Below are 23,894 nucleotides of genomic sequence, written 5' to 3' on the forward strand. Positions count from 1 at the left end.
TCCTACAACGAAAAGCACAACGAGGGCAACGGCGAGGACAACCGCGACGGCACCAACGACAACCGCTCGTGGAACCACGGTGCCGAGGGGGAGAGCGCCGACCCGGCGATCCGCGCGCTGCGCACCCGGCAGGCCCGGAACATGTTCGCCACGCTGCTGCTGTCCACCGGCACCCCGATGCTGACCATGGGCGACGAGTTCTGGCGGACCCAGCGCGGCAACAACAACGCGTACTGCCTCGACGACGAGACGTCGTGGTTCGACTGGACGCCGGACACCCCCGAGGCCGAGGCCATGCTCGCGTTCGCCCGCCGGGTGGTGCGGCTGCGCGCGAACAGCCCGGCGCTGCGGCAGCCGGAGTTCTTCGAAGGCCGGACCACGCCGACCGGCAAGCCGGACCTGGTCTGGTTCCGCCCGGACGGCGAGGAGTTCGGCGAAAGCGACTGGTTCGAGGACCGCCACACGCTCGGCATGTGGATCGACGGCTCGAACAGCCAGGCCCGCAACCGCGAGGGCGAGCTGGTGCCGGACCACTCGTGGCTGCTCTGGCTGCACGCCGGCGACGCCCCGGCCGAGGTGATCCTCCCGGGCCGCGAGTACGGCGAGACGTTCAAGCCGACCCTCGACACGAGCACCGCCGACGGCAGCCCGGCCAACCCCGGCACCCTGGAGGCCAAGAGCCGGGTCACCCTCCAGTCCCGCTCCCTCCTCCTGCTCCGCGCCCCCCGCCTCGCCGCCGAACCCCACCCCGAGCCCTACTGACCCGTACGACCCGGCGAGCACAGCGGGAATCGTCCGTTCGGGTACGGGTCTTGGCCGTTCGGGTTCGCGTGTCGTTCGCGCGCCGGCTTAACCTGCCGGACATCCGCTGGAAATTCGTTGCGGCGGAAGCGTTTCGGTCGGCGGGGACTGGGTACATGCCTAAAGAACCCTGCCTCGTGGGCGCTTGATCGAGTCAGGCAGACTGTCGCCGTCTGCGTCCAACCGACACATCGAAGGGCGTTGCCCATGACCGGCCGGCTCGGCATCGACGACGTCTCCCCCAGCGTGAGCTGTGGCCGGTATCCGGCCAAAGCCGTTGTGGGGGAACACATCCCGGTCTTCGCGACCGTCTGGCGCGAGGGCCACGACGCCGTCGCGGCGACAGTCGCGTGGCGGGGCCCGGAAGACCGGCTGACCCGCCAGACGCGGATGGTGCCGCGCGGTCCCGACCACCCCGACGAGTTCGCCGCGGTGATCGCCCCGGACACCACCGGGATGTGGACGTTCCGGATCGACGCCTGGAGCGACCCCTGGGCGACGTGGGAGCACGCCGTCGAGGTGAAGGTCGCCGCCGGGCAGGGCCCCGAAGACCTCGCCAACGACCTCGAGAACGGCGCCCGGCTGATCGAGCGCGTCTCCCGCCGCCCGGACCGCCGCGGCGAGAAGGCGCTCCTGACCGGCGCGGTGAAGGCCCTGCGCGACGAGGAGCGCAGCCTCGCCGAGCGCGTCGGGCCCGCGCTCTCGCCCGAGGTCCGCCAGGTCATGCGCGAGTTCCCCGTGCGGGAGCTGATCACCAAGGGCAAGCCGCACAAGGTGTGGGTCGACCGCCGCCGCGCCGCGTACGGCTCCTGGTACGAGCTGTTCCCCCGCTCGACCGGTGGCCTCGACGCCGAGGGCAAGCCGGTGCACGGCACCTTCGCCACCGCCGCGACCGCGCTCGACCGCGTCGCGAAAATGGGCTTCGACGTCGTCTACCTCCCCCCGATTCACCCGATCGGGCGAGTGAACCGCAAGGGACCCAACAACACCCTCGACGCCAAGCCGGAGGACGTCGGCTCGCCGTGGGCGATCGGCGCCGACGAGGGCGGCCACGACTCGATCCACCCCGAGCTGGGCACCTTCGAGGACTTCGACGCCTTCGTCGCCCGCGCGGACGAGCTCGGCATGGAGGTGGCGCTCGACTTCGCGCTGCAGGCCGCGCCCGACCACCCGTGGGTCCTGAAGAACCCCGAGTTCTTCACCACCCGCCCGGACGGCTCGATCGCCTACGCCGAGAACCCGCCGAAGAAGTACCAGGACATCTACCCGATCAACTTCGACAACGACCCCAAGGCCGTCTACGAAGAGATGCTGCGGGTCATCACCGTCTGGATCGACCACGGGGTGAAGATCTTCCGGGTCGACAACCCGCACACCAAGCCGCCGGACTTCTGGGCCTGGCTGATCCAGTCGGTCAAGGACGCCCACCCGGACGTGCTGTTCCTGGCCGAGGCGTTCACCCGCCCGGCGCGCCTGTGGGGCCTGGCCCGGCTCGGCTTCACCCAGAGCTACACCTACTTCACCTGGCGCACCGGCAAGCAGGAACTGATCGACTTCGGCATCGACCTGCGGGAACACTGGAACGAGGGCCGGCCGAACCTGTTCGTCAACACGCCGGACATCCTCCACGAGTCGCTGCAGCGCGGCGGCCCGGGCATGTTCGCGCTGCGGGCGGCGCTGGCGGCGACGCTCTCGCCGACCTGGGGCGTCTACTCCGGCTACGAGCTGTTCGAGCACGTCCCGGTGCGCGAAGGCAGCGAGGAGTACCTGGACTCCGAGAAGTACCAGCTGCGTCCACGCGATTTCGAGCGCGCGCTCGCCGAGGGGCGTTCACTGGAGCCATGGCTGGCGAAGCTGAACGCCGTCCGGCGCGCGCACCCGGCGCTGCAGCAGATGCGCACCCTGCACTTCCACCACGTCGACAACGACGCGTTGCTGGCCTACTCCAAACAGGACCCGGCCACCGGCGACACCGTGGTCACGGTCGTCACCCTCGACCCGTACGGGCCCCAGGAGGGCACGCTCTGGCTCGACACCGGCGCGCTCGGTTTCGAAGCGCACGAACGGCTGATCGCCCACGACGAGGTCACCGGCGACACCTGGGACTGGGGCCCGGCGAACTTCGTCCGCCTCGAACCCTGGCGGGCGGTGGCCCACGTGGTGTCGGTGCGGCGGCGGCTGGCCGGCTGAGAACGGAAGGACAGGAATCCGAGGGACTGAGGTGGCAACACATGGTGGATGAAGGCCTTCCCGAGGCGGTACCCGGGCTGGAGGGTGTGCCGCACACCGGCGAGGCGATGACCGCCGACGGCATGCTCGTGGAACCGCAGGCCGGGGACTTCCGCTCGGCGCAGCAGGCGCCGAGCAACCCGGAGTGGTTCAAGGGCGCGGTGTTCTACGAAGTGCTGGTGCGCGCGTTCGCCGACTCCAACGGCGACGGCACCGGCGACCTGCGCGGCCTGGCCGGAAGACTCGACTACCTGGCCTGGCTGGGCATCGACTGCCTGTGGCTGCCGCCGTTCTACGCCTCGCCGCTGCGCGACGGCGGGTACGACATCAGCGACTTCCGCGCGGTGCTGCCGGAGTTCGGCAGCGTCGAGGACTTCGTCTTCCTGCTCAACGAAGCGCACCGGCGCGGCATCCGGGTGATCACCGACCTGGTGCTCAACCACACCTCGGACGCGCACCCGTGGTTCCAGCAGTCCCGCAGCGAGCCCGACGGCCCGTACGGCGACTACTACGTCTGGAGCGACGACGACTCCCGCTACGCCGACGCGCGGATCATCTTCGTCGACACCGAGACGTCGAACTGGACCTACGACCCGGTCCGCGGCCAGTTCTACTGGCACCGGTTCTTCTCCCACCAGCCCGACCTGAACTACGAGAACGTCGACGTCCAGAACGCGATGATCGACGTCCTGCGGTTCTGGCTCGACCTGGGCATCGACGGGTTCCGCCTGGACGCCGTGCCGTACCTGTTCGAGCAGGAGGGCACCAACTGCGAGAACCTGCCGCGCACGCACGAGTTCCTCAAGCGCTGCCGCAAGGTCGTCGACGACGAGTACCCGGGCCGGATCCTGCTGGCCGAGGCGAACCAGTGGCCCTCGGACGTCGTCGAGTACTTCGGCGACCCGCAGGTCGGCGGCGACGAGTGCCACATGGCGTTCCACTTCCCGCTGATGCCGCGGATCTTCATGGCGGTGCGCCGCGAATCGCGGTTCCCGATCTCGGAGATCCTCACCCAGACCCCGGAGATCCCCAGCGGCACGCAGTGGGGCATCTTCCTGCGCAACCACGACGAGCTGACCCTCGAGATGGTCACCGACGAAGAGCGCGACTACATGTACGCGGAGTACGCCAAGGACCCGCGCATGAAGGCGAACATCGGCATCCGCCGGAGGCTCGCGCCGCTGCTGGACAACGACCGCAACCAGCAGGAGCTGTTCACCGCGATGCTGTTGTCCCTGCCGGGCTCGCCCGTTCTGTACTACGGTGACGAGATCGGCATGGGAGACAACATCTGGCTCGGCGACCGCGACGCGGTCCGCACCCCCATGCAGTGGACCCCGGACCGCAACGCCGGGTTCTCCTCCTGCGACCCCGGCCGGATCTACCTGCCGGTGATCATGGACCCGGTGTACGGCTACCAGGGCCTGAACGTCGAGGCGCAGTCCAACAACAGCTCGTCGCTCCTCAACTGGACCCGCCGGATGATCGAGGTGCGCAAGCAGCACCACGCGTTCGCCGAGGGCGAGTTCGTCGACCTCGGCGGGTCCAACCCGAGCGTGCTGGCCTACAAGCGCCAGTGGCGGCGCCCGGACGGCGGCGAGGACGTCGTGCTCTGCGTGAACAACCTGTCCCGGTTCCCGCAGCCGGTGGAGCTGGACCTGTCCGCGCACCGCGGGTGCACGCCGGTGGAGCTCACCGGCGGCGTGCGGTTCCCCAGCATCGGGGACCTGTCGTACCTGCTGACGCTGCCCGGGCACGGCTTCTACTGGTTCCAGCTGACGAGCCCGGGAGACGAAGGCGAAGCGAGGTGAGTCCCTTGTCCGACCCGCGCGAGCTGGTCGACGACCTGACCGAGGACCTGAAGCGCTGGCTGCCGGAGCAGCGGTGGTTCGCCGGCAAGGACCGGTTGGTCACCGGCGTCCGGACGCTCGGCGTGACCGAGCTGGTGTCCGGCGATCCGCAGCTCCTGCACGTGGTGATCGAGGTCGTCCAGGACGACCGGCGCGAGCCCTACCAGCTGCTGGTGGGCCGCCGGACGCATCCGCCGGAGATCGCGTCGACCAGCTGGATCGGGGCCGTCGGCGACCTCAACGCCTACGAGGCGTCCGGCGACCTCGACGTCACCGGCGTGCTGCTGGACCTGATGGCCCGCGAGGAGTCCGTGGGATCGCTGACCTTCGAGCACGAGCCCGGTGTCGAGCTGGAGACCGGCCTGCGGGCCCGGCCGATCACCTCGGAGCAGAGCAACACGTCCCTGGTCTACGCCGGGCAGTACATCCTCAAGCTGTTCCGGAAGCTGTCGCCGGGCAAGAACAAGGACCTGCTGCTGCACCGCGCGCTGCAGGCGGTGGGCAGCAAGCACATCGCGGCCCCGCTGGGCTCGATCACCGGCGACCTGGACGGCGAGCCGACCACGGTCGGCATGCTCCAGCAGTTCGTCCCGGACGCGGTCGACGGCTGGGCGATGGCCACCACCAGCGTCCGCGACCTGATGGCCGCGCCGGAGCTGCACGCCGAGGAGGTCGGCGGCGACTTCGCCGGCGAGGCGGAGCGGCTCGGGCGGGCCGTCGCCGAGGTGCACGCGGACCTGGCCGAGGCGCTCGGCACCGAGCCGGTGGACGCCGACGAGCTGGAACGCTCGGCGAAGGCGATGCTCGACCGGCTCGACACGATCGCCGCGCGCGTGCCCGAGCTGGCCGCGCACGCCCCGGCGCTGCGGGCGGCGTTCGAGAAGCTGCGCACCCTTCCGCTGGACTCGGTGACCATGCAGTACATCCACGGCGACCTGCACCTGGGCCAGGTGCTGCGGACCGTCGGCGGCTGGCTGCTGATCGACTTCGAGGGCGAGCCGGCGGCCCCGGTGGAAGAACGGCACGCGCTCCGGTCGCCGTTGCGCGACGTCGCGGGCATGCTGAGGTCGTTCGACTACGCGGCCCAGCAGATGCTGGTCGGCCAGCCGGACGACAGTGCGCTGGCCGAGCGCGCGCACGAATGGTCGGAGCGCAACCGGGCGGCGTTCTGCGAGGGCTACGCCGCGATCGCGGCGGACCCGCGGGAGCAGGGCGAGCTGCTGCGCGCCTTCGAACTGGACAAAGCGGTCTACGAAGTGGGTTACGAGCACGCGAACCGGCCGGACTGGCTGGGCGTGCCGCTCGCCTCGATCGCCCGGATCACTAGCGGAGGGACGACACCGTGAACGCGGTCCCCGAAGGCCTCCCGGCCGCGGCCCCGCCGGCCGCGGACATCGACCGGCTGCTCGCCGGGTCCCACCACGACCCGCACTCGGTGCTGGGCGTGCACGCGGTGGGCAAGGGCTTCGCGGCCCGGGCGCTGCTGCCCGGCGCGAAAGGCGTCACGCTCCGCGCGGGCGGCGAGAAGTACCCGATGGAACCGGTGATCGACGCGCTGTTCGCCGTCGCCGTGCCCGAGCACCCCGGTGACTACCGGCTGGAAGTCGAGTACGACGGGCACACGGCGACCGCCGACGACCCGTACCGCTGGCTGCCCACGGTGGGCGAGCTGGACCTGCACCTGATCGGCGAGGGCCGGCACGAACGGCTCTGGGAGGCGCTCGGCGCGCACGTGCGGTCCTACGAGACCCCGGGCGGGGTCGTCGAGGGGACGTCGTTCGCGGTCTGGGCGCCGAACGCGCGCGGGATCCGGGTGATCGGCGACTTCAACGGCTGGGACGGGCGCGGGCACGCGATGCGCTCGCTGGGCTCGTCCGGCGTCTGGGAGCTGTTCGTGCCCGGTGTCGGCGCGGGCACCTGCTACAAGTTCCGGATCCTCGGCGCCGACGGCAACTGGCACGAAAAGGCCGACCCGCTGGCGTTCGCCACCGAGCAGCCGCCCGCGACGGCGTCGGTCGTCACCAGTTCCGCTCACGTCTGGGACGACGACGAGTGGGTCGCCCGGCGCGAAGCCACGCAGTGGGCCGCGGCGCCGATGAGCGTCTACGAGGTGCACCTCGGCTCGTGGCGGCCCGGGCTCGACTACCGGGAACTGGCCGACCAGCTCGGCGACTACCTCGTCGAAACCGGTTTCACGCACGTCGAGCTGCTCCCGGTGTCGGAGCACCCGTTCGGCGGCTCGTGGGGCTACCAGGTGACGTCGTACTACGCGCCGACGTCCCGCTTCGGCTCGCCGGACGACTTCCGCTACTTCGTCGACCGCCTGCACCAGCGGGGGATCGGCGTCCTGGTGGACTGGGTGCCGGCGCACTTCCCGCGTGACAGCTGGGCGCTGGCCCGCTTCGACGGCACGCCGCTGTACGAGCACGCGGACCCGCGCCGCGGCGAGCAGCCCGACTGGGGCACGCTCGTGTTCGACTTCGGCCGCAACGAGGTCCGCAACTTCCTGGTCGCCAACGCGCTGTTCTGGCTCGACGAGTTCCACCTCGACGGCCTGCGCGTGGACGCCGTCGCGTCGATGCTGTACCTCGACTACTCCCGCAAGGAAGGGGAGTGGCTGCCCAACCAGTACGGCGGGCGGGAAAACCTCGACGCGGTGCGGTTCCTGCAGGAGCTGAACGCGACCGTCTACAAGCGACACCCGGGTGTGGTGATGGTGGCCGAGGAGTCGACGGCCTGGCCGGGCGTCACCCGCCCGACGCACCTGGGCGGCCTCGGGTTCGGCTTCAAGTGGAACATGGGCTGGATGCACGACACGCTCCGGTACCTCTCGCACGAGCCGATCCACCGGGCCTACCACCACAACGAGATGACGTTCTCGCTCGTGTACGCGTGGAGCGAGAACTTCGTGCTGCCGCTGTCGCACGACGAAGTGGTGCACGGCAAGGGATCCCTGTGGGGCCGCATGCCGGGCGACGCGTGGAACAAGGCGGCCGGGCTGCGCTCGCTGCTGGCGTTCATGTGGGCCCACCCGGGCAAGCAGCTGCTGTTCATGGGCGGCGAGTTCGGCCAGCCGGGGGAGTGGTCGGAGTCGCGCTCGCTCGACTGGCACCTGATGGACGAGCCGCTGCACCTCGGCGTCTGGGAGCTGCTGCGGTCGCTGAACACGGTGTACCGGTCGTCCCCGGCGCTCTACAGCCAGGACACCTCACCGGACGGCTTCCGCTGGATCGACGCGAACGACTCCAGCGGCAACGTGCTGAGCTTCCTGCGCATCGGCACCGACGGCTCGCGGCTGGCCTGCGTGGCCAACTTCGCGGGCGTCCCGCACCACGACTACCGGGTCGGCCTGCCTTCGGCGGGCCGCTGGCTGGAGGTCGTCAACACCGACGCCGAGGCCTACGGCGGTTCCGGCGTCGGCAACATGGGCGCGGTGGAGGCGGTCGAGGAGCCCTGGCACGGCCAGCCGGCCTCCGCCGTCCTCCAACTCCCCCCGGCGGGCGTCCTCTGGCTGGTCGAAGAAGCCCGGGAGACCCCCGAACTCCCGTGACCCACCCCGGAACTCGCGTGATTCCGGCCGGAACTCGCGTGATCGAGGCCGGAACTCGCGAGTTCCGGCTCTGATCACGCGAGATGCGCCGAAAAGGCTTCCGCCGGGCGGGTGGTACGGGCTTACCATCGGGGGATGGATGGCGCCGGTGGCGTCCTCGCGAACCTGATCCTCTTCGCCGTGGTCTGTCTCGCGCCCACGGTGCTGTTCTGGTGCGCGCTGCGCGTCCCCAAACTGGTCGGCTGGATCCGGGAGAAGCGCGCGAAGCCGCAGCCCGAAGGCCCGCCGATCGAACGGGTCGCCGCCGACCTGCGGCGGGTGCACCGGCTGCTCGTCGACTACCCATCCGGGACGCCGGCCGCCCGGCGGCTCGGCACCCGGCAGGCCTACGACGAGCTCCTCACCGTGGCCTGCCGCCAGGTCGGCGTCCCGCATCGGCTCGGGGAGCTTCCCGAGGGAATGGACCGCGAGATCGAGCGACTGCGCGTCGAGCAGTCGCTGCGGGAGCGCGGCCTCGCCGTGCCCTGAAACGCGGAAACCCCGCCACCGAAGTGACGGGGTTTCCGTTGTGCCGTGGAGAAACTCAGTCCAGGTAGTCGCGCAGGACCTGGGACCGCGACGGGTGGCGCAGCTTCGACATCGTCTTCGACTCGATCTGCCGGATGCGCTCGCGGGTCACCCCGTACACCTGGCCGATCTCGTCGAGCGTGCGCGGCTGGCCGTCGGTGAGGCCGAAGCGCAGCCGGACCACGCCCGCCTCGCGCTCGGACAGCGTCTGCAGCACCGACTGGAGCTGGTCCTGCAGCAGCGTGAACGACACCGCGTCCACCGCGACGACCGCTTCGGAGTCCTCGATGAAGTCACCGAGCTGCGAGTCGCCCTCGTCGCCGATCGTCTGGTCGAGCGAGATCGGCTCACGCGCGTACTGCTGGATCTCCAGGACCTTCTCCGGGGAGATGTCCATTTCCTTCGCGAGCTCTTCCGGGGTCGGTTCGCGGCCGAGGTCCTGGAGGAGTTCACGCTGTATGCGGCCGAGCTTGTTGATGACCTCGACCATGTGCACCGGGATGCGGATGGTGCGCGCCTGGTCGGCCATCGCGCGGGTGATCGCCTGGCGGATCCACCACGTGGCGTACGTCGAGAACTTGTAGCCCTTGGTGTAGTCGAACTTCTCCACCGCGCGGATCAGGCCGAGGTTGCCCTCCTGGATCAGGTCCAGGAACGCCATGCCGCGGCCGGTGTAGCGCTTGGCCAGCGAGACCACGAGCCGGAGGTTCGCCTCCAGCAGGTGGTTCTTGGCGCGCTCGCCGTCACGCACGATCCACTTGAGATCGCGGCGCATCTGGGTGACGAGCTTCTCGCCCTCCTCCTCGGCGGTGCGCACGCGCTCGGCGGCGTAGAGCCCGGCCTCGATCCGCTTGGCCAGCTCCACCTCCTCCTCGGCGTTCAGCAGCGCGACCTTGCCGATCTGCTTGAGGTAGGCGCGAACGGAGTCGGCGGAGGCGGTGAGCTCGGCGTCCTTGCGCGCCTGGCGCAGCGCCTCGGACTCCTCCTCGTCCCAGACGAAGTCCGGGTTGTCGGAGCCCTTCGCCGCCTTGTCGGCCGCGGCGCCGCGGCGACGCTGAGCCGGCGTCTCCTCGTCGGCTTCTTCGTCGTCATCGTCGTCGTCGGCCGAGTCGGTGTCCGGCTCGTCGTTGACCGTCTCGTCGACGACGTCGACCTCGACCTCTTCCAGGTCCGACAGGTCGGGCGAACCGAGGTCTTCGTCCTCGAGGTCGCCGGGACCGTCCGGCTCGCCGTCTTCGGTCTTCGCGCCCTTGGTCACGGCCTTCTTCGCCGGTGCCTTCTTGGCCGGCGCCTTCTTGGCGGTGGTGGTCTTGCGGGCCGCCGGCTTCGCCGTCCCGGTGGCTGCCTCTTCGGCCGGCTCGCCGGCTGCGGTCGCGGTCTTCGTCCCGCCTCGGGTTGCGGTTCTTGCGGCTGCCACTTACGCCCTTTCGCAGCGGTCGATCACGACGAGCAACGGCACGGGTGCCACTGCTGCCTCACATTCGGGGATCACGCCTCGGCCTGCGGTTTTGCCCTCCGCAGCCGTGGGCCGTGTTCCATTGTAACGACGGTACGCGCATGCGGTGCGAAGCGATCACCCTCAGCGCCGATTCAGTGCTCGATGCCCTCCGCCGCGGCGGCCGCGGCGCCGACGATGCCGGCGTTGTTCTGCAGGCTCGCCACCAGCACCGGAGTGCGGATGTCCAGCAGCGGCACCCATTTCTCGGCCTTCTTGCTGACCCCGCCGCCGACGATGAACAGATCCGGCCAGATCAAGTTCTCCAGCACGGTCAGATAACGGTGCACCCGCTTGGCCCATTCGGGGTAGGAGAGCCCCTCGTTGTCCTTCACCGAAGCGGCCGCGCGCTTCTCGGCGTCGTGACCGTCGATCTCGAGGTGGCCGAATTCGGTGTTGGGGACGAGCTTGCCGTCCTGGAACACCGCGCTGCCGATGCCGGTGCCGAAGGTGAGCAGCGCGGTGACGCCCTTGCGCGCGACCGGGTCGCCGAAGCGGATCTCCGCCATGCCCGCCGCGTCCGCGTCGTTCAGCATCGCGATCTGGTCGACGCTGCGGCCGAGCCGCTTGGCGAACAGCGCGTCGGCGTCGGTGCCGATCCACTGCTTGTCGATGTTGGCCGCGGTGTGCGCGACGCCCCGCTTCACCACCGCCGGCAGCGTGACGCCGACCGGGCCGTCCCAGCCCGCCTGCGTGACGACGTCGTGCACGACGTCCGCCACCGCCGACGGCGTGGACGGCTTCGGCGTCTCGATCCGGATGCGGTCGCCGATGAGCTGACCGGCGTCCAGGTCGACCAAGGCGCCCTTGATCCCGCTGCCGCCGATGTCGATGCCGAAACCTCGGCGGGTCGCCTCCACCACGGACGTGGTCCCTTCTCGCACGATTCAGAAGCCTGCCTCGGAGACTTTAACCGGATGTGGTGACATGTCGGACGTGGGAGTTGACGAGTCGTTGCTGAAAAGCGTCGCGGTGCAGGTCGCGACGGAAGCCTCCGCCCTGGTCCGCGAGGCCTGGGAGGGCATGGCGGATGGCCGGTCGGTGGCCGTGGGCACCAAGTCCGGGGCCACCGACGTGGTGACCGCGGTGGACCACGAGTCGGAGGAGCTGGTGCGCTCGCGGCTGGCCTCGCTGCGGCCCGGCGAGCCGGTGCTGGGCGAGGAAGGCGGCGGTGCGGCGGGCGACGGCGTCACGTGGGTGGTCGACCCGATCGACGGGACGGTCAACTTCCTCTACGGCCTGCCGTGGTTCGCGGTCTCGGTGGCGGCCCAGGTCGGCGGGGTGTCGGTGGCCGGGGCGGTGGTCGAGCCGGCGAGCGGCCGCGTGTGGTCGGCGGCCCGCGGCCAGGGCGCGTACCTCGACGGACGGCGCCTGGCGGTGTCGGCGCCGTCGAGCCTGGAGGTGACGTTGGTCGGAACCGGTTTCGCGTACTCGCCTGCGCGGCGGACGCGGCAGTCGCGCTTCGCGGCCTCGCTGCTCGGGCACGTGCGCGACATCCGCCGCAACGGGGCGGCCTCGCTGGACCTGTGCGCGGTGGCGGCGGGCTGGCTGGACGCGTACGTCGAGCACGGCCTCAACCGCTGGGACTGGGCGGCGGGAGCGCTGATCGCGGCCGAGGCGGGCGCGGAGGTCGTGTTGCCGGGGGCGGCGCCGGAGCTGGGCGCGGACGCGACGTACGCGGCGGCGCCGTCGATCGCGGACCCGCTGCGGAAGGTCCTGTCCGACTGCGGCGCGGCGGAGGTCTGAGCCTCCCGGCGCGACCTCCGGCGGCCGGGCCCGGGTCGCCTCGGGCGGCCGAAACTGTCGGTGCCGTCCGGTAGCGTGGAAAACGGGGGGCGCCCCCGCGGGCCGAGTGTCGGCGCAGGTCAGCGGGTCAGCAGGCGACGTCGCGGGCCGAGGCCAGCAGTGTCTGGTCCACCACCGGCGCCTTCGCGCCCGCGGACTGCTCGTTGCCGCCGCCGCCCTGGTGGGTCTTGGACCAGTCGGCGAGCTGCGTGATGATCTGCTTCGCCTCCGCGCGAGGCCGCAGGTCGCCGAAGAGGGTTCCCGTCACCAGGTCGACGCTCGCGTCCTTGCGGTTGTCCTGGACCAGCTCCGCGCACGGCACCACCAGGCTGAGCGTCCGGGCCGCGGTGACGCCGTTCTCGCCGAAGCGGATCTGGCCGCGGCACTTGGCCTCGCGATTCTCGTACGCCGGGTCGTTGGCCGGGTCGGCGGCGCTGGTGAACCCCAGCTCCTTCAGCGCGGTCGTGGCGATGCCGCCCTGGCCGCGGCTGCCCGAGGCGTTGAGGACCCGGTAGGCGACCTTGTCCGGCGGGACCGGGGCGCGGTCGTCGAGCGCGTTGTGGGGCAGGCTGCTGAACGTGACGCCCGGCGGCGGGCTGGCGGGCGGGTCGCACTTGACCGCCTCGTCGACGTCGCCCTTGCCGATGGCCGCGTTCACCCAGACGACGATCGCGCCGACGGCGAGCACGCCGATGACGATCAGCGCCGGCAGCGGCTTGTGCTTCCGATACGGCCGCGTCCCACGGTCCCCGATGCCGTTCCCCGACGCCACCTGCCCGTCCCTTCCCGAACACGGCCGTGCGCACCGGGCACCGCCGAGGCCGGTCAGCCTAGGCGCTGCGACCGACACGCGTCGTCCCGGGTCACCCCCGTGGGCTCCCGTGTCAATTCTGCGGTACCGGACCCCGGCCGGACCGATCCCCGTGGCAGCGATCGCACCACGCCGGGGTGGCGCGGGGCAAGCGGACACGGGTCGCGCGTGAAGTTCTCCACCTGCGGGCAACCCGAACGGACGACAACGCGTCTTACCTGCGGGTTCCCCCTGTCGGGTGACGATTCCCCGGCAATGTCTGACTCGTTGCAGAACCCGGACGGCGGTGAGCTACCCTTCCCGGGCTCCGGCCGCAGGAAGAGGCCCGAAAAGAAGAGACCTCGGTCACTTCGGCCGTCGGGCACAAACAGGGGCCCTGGAACGTTGACCAGCGGCACGGCGGACTCACGGGCGCATCCGGGAGTCCGGGAAAACGACTACACAAGCTGATCGCAGGGGTGAGGGACACATGGCTACCGACTACGACGCTCCGCGCCGCAGCGAAGCCGACGAGCTGGCCGAAGACTCGTTGGAGGAGCTCAAGGCCCGGCGGAACGAGAACCAGTCCGGCGTCGTCGACGTCGACGAGGACGCGACCGCCGAGAACTTCGAGCTGCCGGGTGCCGACCTCTCCGGGCTTTCCGGTGAGGACATGACCGTGAAGGTGGTGCCGAAGCAGGCGGACGAGTTCACCTGCTCCGTGTGCTTCCTGGTGCACCACCGCAGCCGGCTGGCCGAGGACAACGGCGGACGCCTGATCTGCCGCGACTGCGCCTGAGAAGCGCAGAGGGGTTCTCGGACACAGGGGACGAACAGACGCGACGGAGAGCCTCGAGGGAGACCGGGGGAGGCTCGAAGCGCGCTGGGGACAAGGGGGCCGGCCGGCAGGCCGGCCCCCTTCCCCATGTCCGGACGGCGATCAGGCGCCCTTGAGCAGTTCGGCGACCTTCTCCGGGTGCCGGGTGCTGAACAGCCAGTACGGCGTCGGGTCGTTCGCGTCGGTCAGGTGGACCTTCACGACCGGGCCGACCCAGCCGCGGTGCAGCACGTAGGCGGCCGGGTCGCCGTCGCGGCCCAGGGCCTTGCGCTTGGCCTCCTTGTCGAAGACCTCCACCTCGCCGGCGTAGTGCAGCGGCAGGTGGGCGTCGCCGACCCACAGTTCCGGCTCGTCACCCCCGGTGATCCGGACCTTCGACCGGCCCAGCGACAGCAGCAGCGCCACGACCACCGGCAACGCGATCACGTACGGCAGCCACGCCCGGATCCCGGGGTACCCGAGGTCGATCTCGGCCGCGAGCAGGACCGCCCCCAGCACCGGCAGCGGCCAGCCCCACCACGGGACGTACAGCCGTTCGGAGTGCCGGACCGTCGCGTTCGCGGCCGTCTTCGCTGATTCACCCACGGGTAGAGAGTAATCTCGCCGCCCGTGTCCAGCGTTCAGGTACTCCTCTCCCGGCTCGATCCGGATGTCCCGCCGCCCGCCTACGCCCGACCGGGCGACGCGGGCGCCGATCTCGTCACCACCTCGGATATCGTCCTCGGACCCGGGGAACGCGGCGTCGTCGGCACCGGCGTCGCGATCGCGCTCCCGCCCGGGTACGCGGGGTTCGTCCACCCGCGGTCGGGCCTGGCCGCCCGGGCCGGCCTCTCGGTGGTGAACACCCCGGGCACGATCGACTCGGGCTACCGCGGCGAGATCAAGGTCTGCCTGATCAACCACGACCCGGTGCACCCGCTGGAGCTGACCCGCGGCGACCGCATCGCCCAGCTGGTCGTGCAGCGGGTCGAGCACGCCGAGTTCGTCGAAGTCGACACCCTCGACGCGACCGAGAGGGGCGACGGAGGCTACGGCTCGACGGGTGGACACGCCACACTGGGAGCACCGGCGCTCGCCGCGAGCGCCGCCACGGGGGAAGGAACGGAGAAGTAGTGGGGATTTTCGGACGCAAGCGGCGGACCGAGGGCGGGTCCGCGGGACGGCACGCCGCGCCCGAGGCCGAAGACACTTTCGAGGACGAGGCGTACGACGAGGAATCGGAGCTTTCGGACGTTTCCGACGGCCCGTTCGATGTCGCGGACTTCGAGGACGACGGCATCCCGCGGATCGACCTCGGCTCGGTGAAGGTGCCGGTGCCCGACGGCTCCCAGGTCCAGGTCGAGATGGACCCGGAGGCCGGGGGCGTGCGCGCGGTGCACGTCGTCACCGAGCAGGGCCAGATCACGGTCAGCGCGTACGCCGCGCCGCGCTCGGGCGGGCTGTGGCGGGAGGTCAGCTCCGAACTGGCCGACCAGCTGCGCTCCGACGGCGCCAAGGTGACCTTGGGCCGCGGCGTGTGGGGCCTGGAGATCTCGGCCATCATCGGCGACGTCGCGCTGCGCTTCGTCGGCGTCGACCGCCCCCGCTGGATGCTGCGCGGCGTCATCGCCGGCCCCCAGTCGGAGGCCGCGGCGGCCGTCGAGGTGCTGCGCGAGATCGTCCGCCGGACGATCGTCGACCGCGGCGACGCGCCGATGCCGGTCCGGACCCCGCTGACCATCACGCTGCCCGACGCGGTCGCCGAGCACATCGCGGCCCAGCAGCAACAGGGCTGACCCGCTCCCGAAGGGCGCTCTCACCGCGGTGAGAGCGCCCTTCAGCGCGTCTTGAGGGCCCTCAGGAAGGCGAGGACGGTCGCCCGGCCGAGGGACTCACGGTCCGCGCCCAGCGCCGTGAGCGTCGTCTCGCCGAGGGCCGCGCGCGGGAGTGCGCTCGCCCACTCCGATGCGACTTTCGTCGGGTGGATCGGGTCGTCGGTGCACGTGCCGATCCCGGCCGGGACGGCCAGCGCCGCCAGTTCGGCGAGGGCGGGGGAGGGCCGGCCGGCCGCGACGCGCAGGCCGTCCGCCAGCCCGTCGCCGTGGCGCCGCCACGCCCGGTCCAGTTCCGCCCGCAGCCACGCCGGGCTGCCTTCGGTCTGCGCCAGCGCGGCGCCGACGCCGGAAGCGGCCACCAGATCCGCCGTCAGCGTCGCGGCCTGCGCGGCGGGTGCCGGGCCCGGGACGCCGTTCCAGGCCGGGAGCGCGGCCAGCAGGCCCCCGCAACGGGCCTGGTTGCGCACGGCCCACTCCGCGGCGAGGTGGGCGCCGAACGAAATGCCGCCGACGAGCAGTTCGCCGTGTTCGCCCGCCAGCGCGTCGAGGGCCGCCAGGTAGCCGTCGGCGAGCGTCGCGCCCGGGGGCGGGGGTGGCGCGATGAGCGGGACACCGAGGGCGCGCAGGGGCCGTTCGAAGACGGCCCGGACGAACACTTCGTCCGAGCCGGTGCCGGGCAGCAGCACCGCGGCGGGAACTCTGATTGCGGACGTCACGTTGCAATCCTTGCGCAAAGGCGTTTCCCTGACGGGGACCGCAGTACGCTGGAATCGCACGGGCCGCAAGCAGTTTGTCGGGGGCCCCGGAGCACAGGAGCACCTATGTCCGCCAAAGACGGCGGCTACTTCAGCCGGCTGGTACGCAAGCTGACCAGCGATGTCGAGGATCTCGACGCCGACGAGATGTCGATGAGGTCGGGCGCCGAGGGGGCGCAGCGGGCCTGCGACTGCCGCTCGGGCGAAGAGGTCACCGTGATGGGGCGGCTCCGCAGCGTCGAGCTCTGCCCGACCAACGAGGCCGCCACGCTGGAGGCCGAGCTGTTCGACGGAACACAGGGCGTGACGCTAATCTGGCTCGGCCGCCGCCGGATCCCGGGCATCGAGCCTGGCCGGACGATCAAGGTGCGCGGCCGGATGGCCGAGCGTGACGGCCAGAAGGTGCTGTACAACCCCTATTACGAGCTCCAGAGCCCAGTGAGTTGATCACCCAAAGTGACTGAATCCGCCCCGAGCGAGAAGAAGACCGACGGCGAAGAGCCGCAGCCGACCCTGCTCGAGCAGATGGGCGGCGTGTCCGGCCTGATCTACTCGTCGGTGCCGGTGATCGTCTTCGTGCTGGCGAACTCGTTCTTCGGCCTGACCGCGGCCATCTGGACGTCGATCGGCAGCGCGGTGGCCATCACGGTGCTGCGCGTGGTCCGCAAGGAGCCCCTGCAGCCGGCGATCTCCGGTTTCTTCGGCGTCGCGATCGCGGCGTTCATCGCCTACCGCACGGGGTCGGCGAAGGGGTTCTTCCTGTTCGGGATCTACGCGAGCTTGATCTACTGCGGCATCTTCGTGCTGTCGGTGGTGGTCCGCTGGCCGATCGCGGGCGTGGTCTGGAACATGCTCAACGGCACGGGCCAGGCGTGGCGCAAGGACAAGCCGTCCCGCTACGGCTACGACATCGCGACCTTGGCGATGGCGGCGATCTTCGCGGCCCGGTTCGTGGTGCAGCGGTGGCTCTACCAGGAGGACTACACAGGCTGGCTGGCCTTCGCGAAGATCGCGATGGGCTACCCGCTGTACGCGCTGGGCCTGCTGGTGGTGGTGTGGGCGGTCCGCCGCTCGGACAAGCGTCTGAAGGCGATGGCGGAGTCCGAACCGGCCCCGGAGACCGACGCCGAGGTCGAAGCCCGGCTGCGCGAAAAGTACGCCCAAGCCCCCGAAGCCTGACAACCCCCGTAGGCCTTTAGCCGGCCACCGCGCTGCGAAGCGCCACAACCCGCGCGCGAGGGGGACCCCCCGGTTTTTACGTTACCGGCAGGCACCGACAGTTTCGCCGTGTCGACCGCCCGATCACGCGTGATGCCCTCTCGATGACGCGTGATGCCGCTCTGATCACGCGAGAAGCCTCTTCCGGCACGTGAGATCCGGGTTCAAGCACGTGAGATCCGGGGCCGAGCACGCGAGTTCCGAGGTCAATCACGCGAGATCCGGGGCCGAGCACGTGAGATCCGGGGTCAAGCACGCGAGGTCCGCATCGAGTCACGCGAGTTAGCGAGTCCCGTCTCCGGTTCACGCGAAATCCGCTCCGAATCACGCGAGGTGCGCGAGGTCCGGAGCACGAGGACCCGCGCCGGGATCAGGCGACGTGGGGTCCGGCGATGTCCGCCGGGCCCGCTCCAACGCACCGCCTCCGAGCACCCAACCGGCCGGGCCGGATCATGCCGAGCCGTGCGGCAAGAGCCACCGAGAGGCCCGAAGCCGGCAACCCGCGCGCGTAGGGGCGCCCCCGGTTTCCACACTACCGGCAGCCACCGACATTTCCGGTCACCCGCCACCGGCCCAAACCCCACGCGAAGGCCCCCGGCGCGCGAGCCGGGGGCCTTCCGCAGCAGTCCTCAGTAACCCAGCGCCGTCCGGATCTCCGGCTCCACATCCGCGGTCGCCACGAAAAGCAGCTCGTCGCCCGGCTCCAGCGGATCCTCCGGCTGCGGCACGATCACCCGGTCGCCCCGCAGGATCGTCACCAGTGCCGCGTCGCGCGGCAGCGTCAGCTCGCTCACCGGCTTCCCGGCCAGCGGTGTCTCCGCCGGCAACGTCAGCTCGACCAGGTTCGCGTTGCTCTGCCGGAACGTCATCAGCCGCACGAGGTCGCCGACGCTGACCGCCTCCTCGACCATCGCCGCCAGCATGCGCGGGGTCGAGACCGCCACGTCGACGCCCCAGGCGTCGGTGAACAGCCACTCGTTGGCCGGGTTGTTCACCCGGGCCACGACCCGCCGGACCGCGAACTCCGTCTTCGCCAGCAGCGAGACCACCAGGTTCGCCTTGTCGTCGCCCGTTGCCGCGATCACCACGTCGCACTGCTCGATCCCGGACTCCTCCAGGATCGAGACCTCGCACGCGTCCCCCAGCACCCAGTCGGCCTGCTCGACCGCGTGCGGCTCGAACTGGTCGGCTTCGCGCTCGATGAGCATCACCTGGTGCCTGCCGTCGATCAGCTCGGCGGCGATGGAACGGCCGACCGCCCCCGCGCCCGCAATCGCGACCCTCATGCCTCGTCCTCCGGTTCGCGGTGGGCCACACTGGTCACGTCGGTGACCGTGCCGGACCGCGCGGCCACCCACACGACGTCGTCGGCCTGCAGCACCGTCTTCGTGTCGGGGAGCACCCCCGTACCGAAGCGCATGATGAACGCCACCCGCGCGCCGGTCGCCTCCTGCAGGGACTTCACCGAGTGCCCGACCCAGCCCTCGTGCAGCGGCAGCTGCAGCAGCGCGACGTTGCCCGACGGGTCCCGCCACGCCGACGCGACGCCGTCCGGCAGCAGCGTGCGCAGGAACCGGTCGGTCGTCCACGGCACGGTCGCCACCGTCGGGATGCCCAGCCGCTCGTACACGGCCGCGCGCTTGTGGTCGTAGATGCGCGCGACGACGTGCTCGATGCCGAAGTTCTCCCGGGCGACGCGCGCCGAAATGATGTTCGAGTTGTCGCCGCTGGACACCGCCGCGAACGCGCCGGCCCGCTCGATGCCGGCTTCGATCAGCACCCGGCGGTCGAACCCGACGCCGACGACCTGCTGGCCGTGGAAGTCGCTGCCGAGCCGGCGGAACGCCTGCTGGTTCTTGTCGATGACGGCCACCTCGTGGCCGAGCCGCTCCAGCGCAGCGGCCAGGGACGCGCCGACCCGGCCGCATCCCATGATCACCACGTGCACGCCCTGCCTCCTCCTCGGCGGTTACCCGTCCGTACCTACCCCTATCTACCAGCGCCGAACCTACCGTGCCCCTCGCCCGTTACGCTTCCGTGGTGTCGAAGTTCCCGACCGTGCTGAAACGCCTGGTCCTCGGACGTCCGTTCCGCAGCGACCGGCTGTCCCACACGCTGCTGCCCAAGCGCATCGCGCTGCCGATCTTCGCGTCGGACGCGCTCTCGAGCGTCGCCTACGCGCCGGAAGAGATCTTCCTGACGCTGAGCGTCGCCGGGCTGTCCGCGTACGCGCTCGCGCCGTGGATCGGCGTCATGGTCGCCCTGGTCATGCTGGTCGTCGTCGCCTCGTACCGGCAGAACGTGCACGCCTACCCGAGCGGCGGCGGCGACTACGAGGTCGCCAACACGAACCTGGGCGGCAAGTTCGGTCTCACCGTGGCCAGCGCCCTGCTCGTCGACTACGTGCTGACGGTCGCGGTGTCCACTTCGTCCGGTGTGGCCAACATCGGCTCGGCCGTCCCGTGGGTCGCGCAGCACAAGGTGCTCGCGTCGATCGTCATCGTGGTCGTGCTGACGTCGCTGAACCTGCGCGGCATCCGCGAGTCGGGCAAGGCCTTCGCAATCCCGACATACGGGTTCATCATCGGCATTCTCGCCATGGTCGCCTGGGGTCTGGTGCAGGCCGCCACCGGCACCGAGATGAAGGCCGAGAGCGCCGGGTTCACGCTGACCGCCGAAGGCACCTTCGCGGGTGTCGGGTACGCGTTCCTGGTGCTGCGGGCGTTCTCCTCCGGCGCGGCGGCGCTGACCGGGGTCGAGGCGATCAGCAACGGCGTCCCGGCGTTCCAGAAGCCGAAGTCGAAGAACGCGGCCACCACGCTGCTGATGATGGGCCTGCTCGCGGTCACCATGCTGGTCGGCATCATCACGCTGGCCACGATCACCGACGTCAAGTTCGCCGAAGACCCGGCGCGGCAGCTCGAAGGCGCGCCCGCGGGCTACGAGCAGAAGACGATCGTGGCGCAGATCGCGCACGCGGTGTTCGCCGACTTCCCGCCGGCGTTCTACTACATCTCCTTCTCCACCGGCATCATCCTGCTGCTGGCCGCGAACACCGCGTTCAACGGCTTCCCGGTGCTGGGCTCGATCCTGGCGCAGGACCGCTACCTGCCGCGCCAGCTGCACACCCGCGGCGACCGGCTGGCGTTCTCCAACGGCATCCTGTTCCTGGCCGCCTTCGCGCTGGTGCTGATCATTGCGTTCGACGCCGAGGTGACCCGGCTCATCCAGCTCTACATCGTGGGTGTGTTCGTCTCGTTCACGGTCAGCCAGGCGGGCATGATCCGGCACTGGAACCGGTTGCTGGCCAGGGAAACCGACCCGGGCGTGCGGCGGCGGATGCGGCGCTCGCAGACCGTCAACGCCATCGGCCTGACCATGACCGCGACCGTCCTGGTGATCGTGCTGATCACCAAGTTCCTGCTCGGCGCCTGGATCGCGATCGCCGCGATGGTGGCCATCTTCGCGCTGATGACGGCGATCCGGCGGCACTACGACCGCGTCGCCGACGAGCTGAAGGAACTCGGCGACACCCCGACCGTGCTGCCGTCGCGCAACCACGCGATCGTCCTGGTGTCCAAACTGCACCGGCCGACGCTGCGCGCGCTGGCCTACGCCAAGGCGATGCGCCCGGACGTCCTCGAAGCCGTGACGGTCAATGTGGACGATGCCGACACCCGCAAGCTCACCGCCGAGTGGGACGCGCACAACTTCAAGGTGCCGCTGAAGGTCGTCGAATCGCCCTACCGCGAGATCACGAAGCCCGTCCTCGATTACGTGAAGCGCGTGCGCGGTGACAACCCGCGCAACGTGGTCACCGTGTTCATCCCGGAGTACGTGGTCGGGCACTGGTGGGAGCAGGTGCTGCACAACCAGAGCGCGCTACGGCTCAAGGGCCGGTTGCTGTTCCAGTCCGGGGTGATCGTGGCGAGCGTGCCGTGGCAGCTGGAGTCGTCGGCCAAGGCGGCCGCGCGGGTCCGCAACGAACGGCCGGCCGCGGGCGACGTCCGCCGCGGGTTCTCGCCCAACGGGAAGCCGGTCGCGGCGCCGAAGCCCAAGGAGCCTGCCGAATGACGAGCTGGCTGGGCCGCGTCCTCGAGGTCGAGGTCGGCGCGGTCGCGCACGGCGGCCACTGCGTCGCCCGCGCGGACGGGCGGGTCGTGTTCGTCCGGCACGCGCTGCCGGGCGAACGGGTCCGCGTCGAGATCACCGAGGACAACGGCGGTTCGTTCTGCCGCGGTGACGCGATCGAGGTGCTCGTCGCGTCACCGCACCGGGTGCCGCCGCCGTGCCCGCTGGCCGTGCCGGGCGGCTGCGGCGGGTGCGACTGGCAGCACGCTGCGCCGGACCACCAGCGCTCGCTCAAGGCTTCGGTGGTGGCGGAACAGCTGCGGCGGCTGGCCGGAATCGAGCGCGACGTCGTCGTGGAGGCCCTCGACGGCGGGCCGCTGGACTGGCGCAGCCGCGTCCGCCTGGTCGCCGGTCGCGACGGGCGGGCCGGGCTGCGCGCCCACCACAGCCACCGGGTGGTGGCCCTGGACGACTGCCCGATCGCGGTCCCCGGCGAGCTCGACGACGTCCTGGCGCGGCGCTGGCGGCCCGGCAGCGAGCTGGAGGTCACGACCGACGGCGACGGCGATCTGCACGTGCGGGAGCTGTCGACGGTCCGCGGGAAGGTGCGGGCGCGGCAGCTGACCGGCGGCGTCGCGGTCCAGCACGCGGCGGGCCGCGACTGGCGCCTCGACGCGCACGGTTTCTGGCAGGTCCACCCGGCGGCGGCGTCGACGCTGGCCGCGGTGGTGGGGGAGTGGGCGGAGGCGCCGTCCGGCGGCACGGCCTGGGACCTCTACGCGGGGGTCGGGCTGTTCGCGTCGGTGCTGGCCTCGCAGGTCGGTGCGGCGGGCCGGGTGCTGGCGGTCGAGTCCGGCCGGCGCGCGGTGGCCGACGGCGAGCGCAACCTCGCGGACCTGCCGCAGGTTTCGTGGCGCGCCGGGCGCGTGGAGCACGTGCTGGCGTCGGCGGCCAAGCCGGTCGACGTCGTGGTGCTGGACCCGCCGCGCAAGGGAGCGGGCAAGGCGGTCGTGGAGTCGATCGTGGCGGGCGCCCCGGACCGGATCGTGTACGTGGCCTGCGACCCGGCGGCGCTGGCGCGCGATGTGGCGACCTTCGCGGGCCACGGGTACTCGCTGACGGACCTGCGGGCGTTCGACGCGTTCCCGATGACCCACCACGTGGAGTGCGTGGCGCTGCTGTCCTGAGTTTTTGTCGGTGGTGGTCGGCACACTGTGGCCATGACCGTTCTCGACGAGTTCGACCTCGCAGCTTCGACGGTGACCGCCCTGGTCACCGCGGTCCGTGCCGACCAGTGGGCGCTCCCGACGGCGTGCGCGGAGTGGGACGTGCGCGCGGTGGTGAACCACTTGGCGCACGGCAACGCGAAAGTGGCGTTCTGGGCCGGCACGGGCCCACCGGTACCGGACGGCGATTACCTGGGTGCTTCGCCGGGTTCTGCTTTCGCGGATTCGGTGGCTTCGGCGCGGGCTGTGCTGGCCGAGCCCGGGCTGTTTTCCCGGCAGGTGACCACGCCGCTCGGTGAGGTGCCGGGGGAGTTTTTGGTGCACATGCGGGTGAACGAGTACCTGGCCCACGGCTGGGACATCGCGGACGCGACGGGCTGGCCGACGGACTTGGCGCCCGACCTGGCATCGCGGGCGCTGGAGCAGTGGCGGTCGCGGTTCGGAGCGGCGCCTCGGCAGCCGGGCGGGCCGTTCGGGCCGGAGGTTCAGGCGCCTCCGGACGCGACGGCGGCCGATCGGCTGGCGGCGTTCCTCGGGCGGAAGGCGGTGAACGGCTGGAGCTGAGTCTGGGAGGAGCCGGAGAAGGCTGACGGCGGAGGTCCGATTGGTGGGTCGAGTTGACGCCCGCGAGCCGGCGGCGGTCTGCACGGCGGGTGCTGGGTCTCGCTGACGCCTGCGGGCGGGCGACGGTTCGGCGTTTGCCGGGTCTCGCTGACGCCTGCGGGTGAGCGGCGGCGGTGCGCCGGGCGGCGAGCGTTGCCGGGAACCTCTGGGAGGTTGGCTTGGTGCGCTCATGGCGCGCGGGCTCGGTGCGCTGCGGGTGCAGGTGGCCCGGAGCTCTGCAACCGCGCGTGCCTCGGCGCGCGGCGGCTGGCCCGCCGGTCGGGTGCGAGCGTGTTCATGGT

The 23,894-nt window shown here is 71.1% G+C and carries 21 protein-coding genes and 1 pseudogene; 15 read left to right on the plus strand and 7 right to left on the minus strand.

The genetic code is table 11. The features are described from left to right. The 6 genes and pseudogenes from ACWEVN_RS30905 to ACWEVN_RS30930 all read left to right on the plus strand — a co-directional run. Positions 1 to 762: pseudogene (locus ACWEVN_RS30905) on the plus strand (glycogen debranching protein GlgX); the annotation flags it as partial. Between the two features lie 246 nt (positions 763 to 1,008). Further along, complete coding sequence (locus ACWEVN_RS30910; protein WP_449685442.1) at positions 1,009 to 2,991, plus strand: maltotransferase domain-containing protein; 1,983 nt, start codon at positions 1,009 to 1,011, stop codon at positions 2,989 to 2,991. Between the two features lie 41 nt (positions 2,992 to 3,032). Further along, complete coding sequence (treS, locus tag ACWEVN_RS30915; RefSeq protein ID WP_449685443.1) at positions 3,033 to 4,841, plus strand: maltose alpha-D-glucosyltransferase; 1,809 nt, start codon at positions 3,033 to 3,035, stop codon at positions 4,839 to 4,841. 5 nt (positions 4,842 to 4,846) lie between these two features. Further along, the gene (locus ACWEVN_RS30920; RefSeq protein WP_449685445.1) at positions 4,847 to 6,226 is read left to right on the plus strand and encodes a maltokinase N-terminal cap-like domain-containing protein; all 1,380 of its coding nucleotides are present in this window, start codon (positions 4,847 to 4,849) and stop codon (positions 6,224 to 6,226) included. Continuing rightward, positions 6,223 to 8,430, plus strand: coding sequence for a 1,4-alpha-glucan branching protein GlgB (glgB, locus tag ACWEVN_RS30925; protein WP_452053626.1), 2,208 nt, complete (start codon positions 6,223 to 6,225; stop codon positions 8,428 to 8,430). The genes ACWEVN_RS30920 and glgB overlap by 4 nt, the downstream gene beginning before the upstream one ends. Positions 8,431 to 8,565: 135 nt before the next feature. Next, positions 8,566 to 8,958, plus strand: coding sequence for a hypothetical protein (locus ACWEVN_RS30930; RefSeq protein ID WP_452053627.1), 393 nt, complete (start codon positions 8,566 to 8,568; stop codon positions 8,956 to 8,958). Between the two features lie 55 nt (positions 8,959 to 9,013). Here ACWEVN_RS30930 and ACWEVN_RS30935 read toward each other — a convergent pair whose 3' ends face one another. Together ACWEVN_RS30935 and ppgK are read right to left on the minus strand one after the other, a co-directional pair. Then, positions 9,014 to 10,414, minus strand: a complete 1,401-nt coding sequence (locus ACWEVN_RS30935; RefSeq protein ID WP_449685448.1) for an RNA polymerase sigma factor — start codon at positions 10,412 to 10,414, stop codon at positions 9,014 to 9,016. Between the two features lie 173 nt (positions 10,415 to 10,587). Continuing rightward, on the minus strand, positions 10,588 to 11,355 hold the full coding sequence (ppgK, locus tag ACWEVN_RS30940; RefSeq protein WP_396136973.1) for a polyphosphate--glucose phosphotransferase: 768 nt from the start codon (positions 11,353 to 11,355) through the stop codon (positions 10,588 to 10,590). Between the two features lie 64 nt (positions 11,356 to 11,419). Between ppgK and ACWEVN_RS30945 the strand changes: the two genes are divergently transcribed. Continuing rightward, positions 11,420 to 12,238 carry an inositol monophosphatase family protein gene (locus tag ACWEVN_RS30945; RefSeq protein WP_449685449.1) on the plus strand — a complete coding sequence of 273 codons (819 nt, stop codon included), beginning with the start codon at positions 11,420 to 11,422 and terminating at the stop codon, positions 12,236 to 12,238. Between the two features lie 127 nt (positions 12,239 to 12,365). Here ACWEVN_RS30945 and cei read toward each other — a convergent pair whose 3' ends face one another. Further along, positions 12,366 to 13,049 (minus strand): envelope integrity protein Cei, encoded by a 684-nt coding sequence (gene cei, locus ACWEVN_RS30950; RefSeq protein WP_449685450.1) that lies wholly within the window; start codon positions 13,047 to 13,049, stop codon positions 12,366 to 12,368. A 508-nt stretch (positions 13,050 to 13,557) separates the two neighbouring features. Here cei and ACWEVN_RS30955 point away from each other — a divergent pair. Further along, positions 13,558 to 13,866: a DUF4193 domain-containing protein gene (locus tag ACWEVN_RS30955; RefSeq protein ID WP_013224476.1), complete on the plus strand. Its 309-nt coding sequence runs from the start codon at positions 13,558 to 13,560 to the stop codon at positions 13,864 to 13,866. A 141-nt stretch (positions 13,867 to 14,007) separates the two neighbouring features. Here ACWEVN_RS30955 and ACWEVN_RS30960 read toward each other — a convergent pair whose 3' ends face one another. After that, complete coding sequence (locus tag ACWEVN_RS30960; RefSeq protein ID WP_452053628.1) at positions 14,008 to 14,490, minus strand: DUF3093 domain-containing protein; 483 nt, start codon at positions 14,488 to 14,490, stop codon at positions 14,008 to 14,010. A 24-nt stretch (positions 14,491 to 14,514) separates the two neighbouring features. Here ACWEVN_RS30960 and dut point away from each other — a divergent pair, with 24 nt between their 5' ends. Together dut and ACWEVN_RS30970 are read left to right on the plus strand one after the other, a co-directional pair. Next, positions 14,515 to 15,018 (plus strand): dUTP diphosphatase, encoded by a 504-nt coding sequence (gene dut / locus ACWEVN_RS30965; protein WP_310974890.1) that lies wholly within the window; start codon positions 14,515 to 14,517, stop codon positions 15,016 to 15,018. Continuing rightward, entirely contained in the window at positions 15,018 to 15,680 is a 663-nt protein-coding gene (locus tag ACWEVN_RS30970; RefSeq protein WP_449685452.1) for a DUF3710 domain-containing protein, read from the plus strand. The genes dut and ACWEVN_RS30970 overlap by 1 nt, the downstream gene beginning before the upstream one ends. 41 nt (positions 15,681 to 15,721) lie before the next feature. Here the strand turns inward: ACWEVN_RS30970 and ACWEVN_RS30975 are convergent, their stop codons facing one another. Continuing rightward, positions 15,722 to 16,405: an alpha/beta hydrolase gene (locus ACWEVN_RS30975; protein WP_452053631.1), complete on the minus strand. Its 684-nt coding sequence runs from the start codon at positions 16,403 to 16,405 to the stop codon at positions 15,722 to 15,724. Between the two features lie 135 nt (positions 16,406 to 16,540). On the opposite strand from ACWEVN_RS30975, the gene ACWEVN_RS30980 reads away from it, so the two are divergent. After that, entirely contained in the window at positions 16,541 to 16,921 is a 381-nt protein-coding gene (locus ACWEVN_RS30980; RefSeq protein WP_003074944.1) for an OB-fold nucleic acid binding domain-containing protein, read from the plus strand. Positions 16,922 to 16,930: 9 nt separating this feature from the next. Continuing rightward, positions 16,931 to 17,653: a DUF3159 domain-containing protein gene (locus tag ACWEVN_RS30985; RefSeq protein WP_449685453.1), complete on the plus strand. Its 723-nt coding sequence runs from the start codon at positions 16,931 to 16,933 to the stop codon at positions 17,651 to 17,653. A 668-nt stretch (positions 17,654 to 18,321) separates the two neighbouring features. On the opposite strand, the gene ACWEVN_RS30990 is transcribed toward ACWEVN_RS30985, so the two are convergent. Together ACWEVN_RS30990 and ACWEVN_RS30995 are read right to left on the minus strand one after the other, a co-directional pair. After that, the gene (locus tag ACWEVN_RS30990) at positions 18,322 to 18,978 is read right to left on the minus strand and encodes a potassium channel family protein (protein WP_003067924.1); all 657 of its coding nucleotides are present in this window, start codon (positions 18,976 to 18,978) and stop codon (positions 18,322 to 18,324) included. Beyond that, positions 18,975 to 19,640 (minus strand): potassium channel family protein, encoded by a 666-nt coding sequence (locus ACWEVN_RS30995; RefSeq protein ID WP_310974893.1) that lies wholly within the window; start codon positions 19,638 to 19,640, stop codon positions 18,975 to 18,977. Before ACWEVN_RS30995 ends, ACWEVN_RS30990 begins: the two co-directional genes overlap by 4 nt. Positions 19,641 to 19,732: 92 nt before the next feature. Here ACWEVN_RS30995 and ACWEVN_RS31000 point away from each other — a divergent pair, with 92 nt between their 5' ends. The 3 genes from ACWEVN_RS31000 to ACWEVN_RS31010 are packed head-to-tail and all read left to right on the plus strand — an operon-like array spanning position 19,733 to position 23,553. Next, positions 19,733 to 21,766 carry an APC family permease gene (locus tag ACWEVN_RS31000; protein WP_449685454.1) on the plus strand — a complete coding sequence of 678 codons (2,034 nt, stop codon included), beginning with the start codon at positions 19,733 to 19,735 and terminating at the stop codon, positions 21,764 to 21,766. Then, a complete protein-coding gene (locus ACWEVN_RS31005) occupies positions 21,763 to 22,950 on the plus strand; it encodes a class I SAM-dependent RNA methyltransferase (RefSeq protein ID WP_452053629.1) in 1,188 nt (395 codons plus the stop codon). Before ACWEVN_RS31000 ends, ACWEVN_RS31005 begins: the two co-directional genes overlap by 4 nt. A gap of 33 nt (positions 22,951 to 22,983) precedes the next feature. After that, on the plus strand, positions 22,984 to 23,553 hold the full coding sequence (locus ACWEVN_RS31010) for a TIGR03086 family metal-binding protein (RefSeq protein ID WP_452053630.1): 570 nt from the start codon (positions 22,984 to 22,986) through the stop codon (positions 23,551 to 23,553). Positions 23,554 to 23,894: the final 341 nt, after the last annotated feature.

The organism is Amycolatopsis sp. NPDC003861 (assembly GCF_053605405.1).

Bases quoted from the DNA above. Each gene is read 5' to 3' on its own strand.
- treS (WP_449685443.1), top strand. From the start codon at position 3,033: ATGGTGGATGAAGGCCTTCCCGAGGCGGTACCCGGGCTGGAGGGTGTG.
- ACWEVN_RS30980 (WP_003074944.1), top strand. From the start codon at position 16,541: ATGTCCGCCAAAGACGGCGGCTACTTCAGCCGGCTGGTACGCAAGCTG.
- ACWEVN_RS30955 (WP_013224476.1), top strand. From the start codon at position 13,558: ATGGCTACCGACTACGACGCTCCGCGCCGCAGCGAAGCCGACGAGCTG.
- ACWEVN_RS30990 (WP_003067924.1), bottom strand. From the start codon at position 18,978: ATGAGGGTCGCGATTGCGGGCGCGGGGGCGGTCGGCCGTTCCATCGCC.
- ACWEVN_RS31010 (WP_452053630.1), top strand. From the start codon at position 22,984: ATGACCGTTCTCGACGAGTTCGACCTCGCAGCTTCGACGGTGACCGCC.
- ACWEVN_RS30930 (WP_452053627.1), top strand. From the start codon at position 8,566: ATGGATGGCGCCGGTGGCGTCCTCGCGAACCTGATCCTCTTCGCCGTG.
- ACWEVN_RS30945 (WP_449685449.1), top strand. From the start codon at position 11,420: ATGTCGGACGTGGGAGTTGACGAGTCGTTGCTGAAAAGCGTCGCGGTG.
- ACWEVN_RS30910 (WP_449685442.1), top strand. From the start codon at position 1,009: ATGACCGGCCGGCTCGGCATCGACGACGTCTCCCCCAGCGTGAGCTGT.
- ACWEVN_RS31005 (WP_452053629.1), top strand. From the start codon at position 21,763: ATGACGAGCTGGCTGGGCCGCGTCCTCGAGGTCGAGGTCGGCGCGGTC.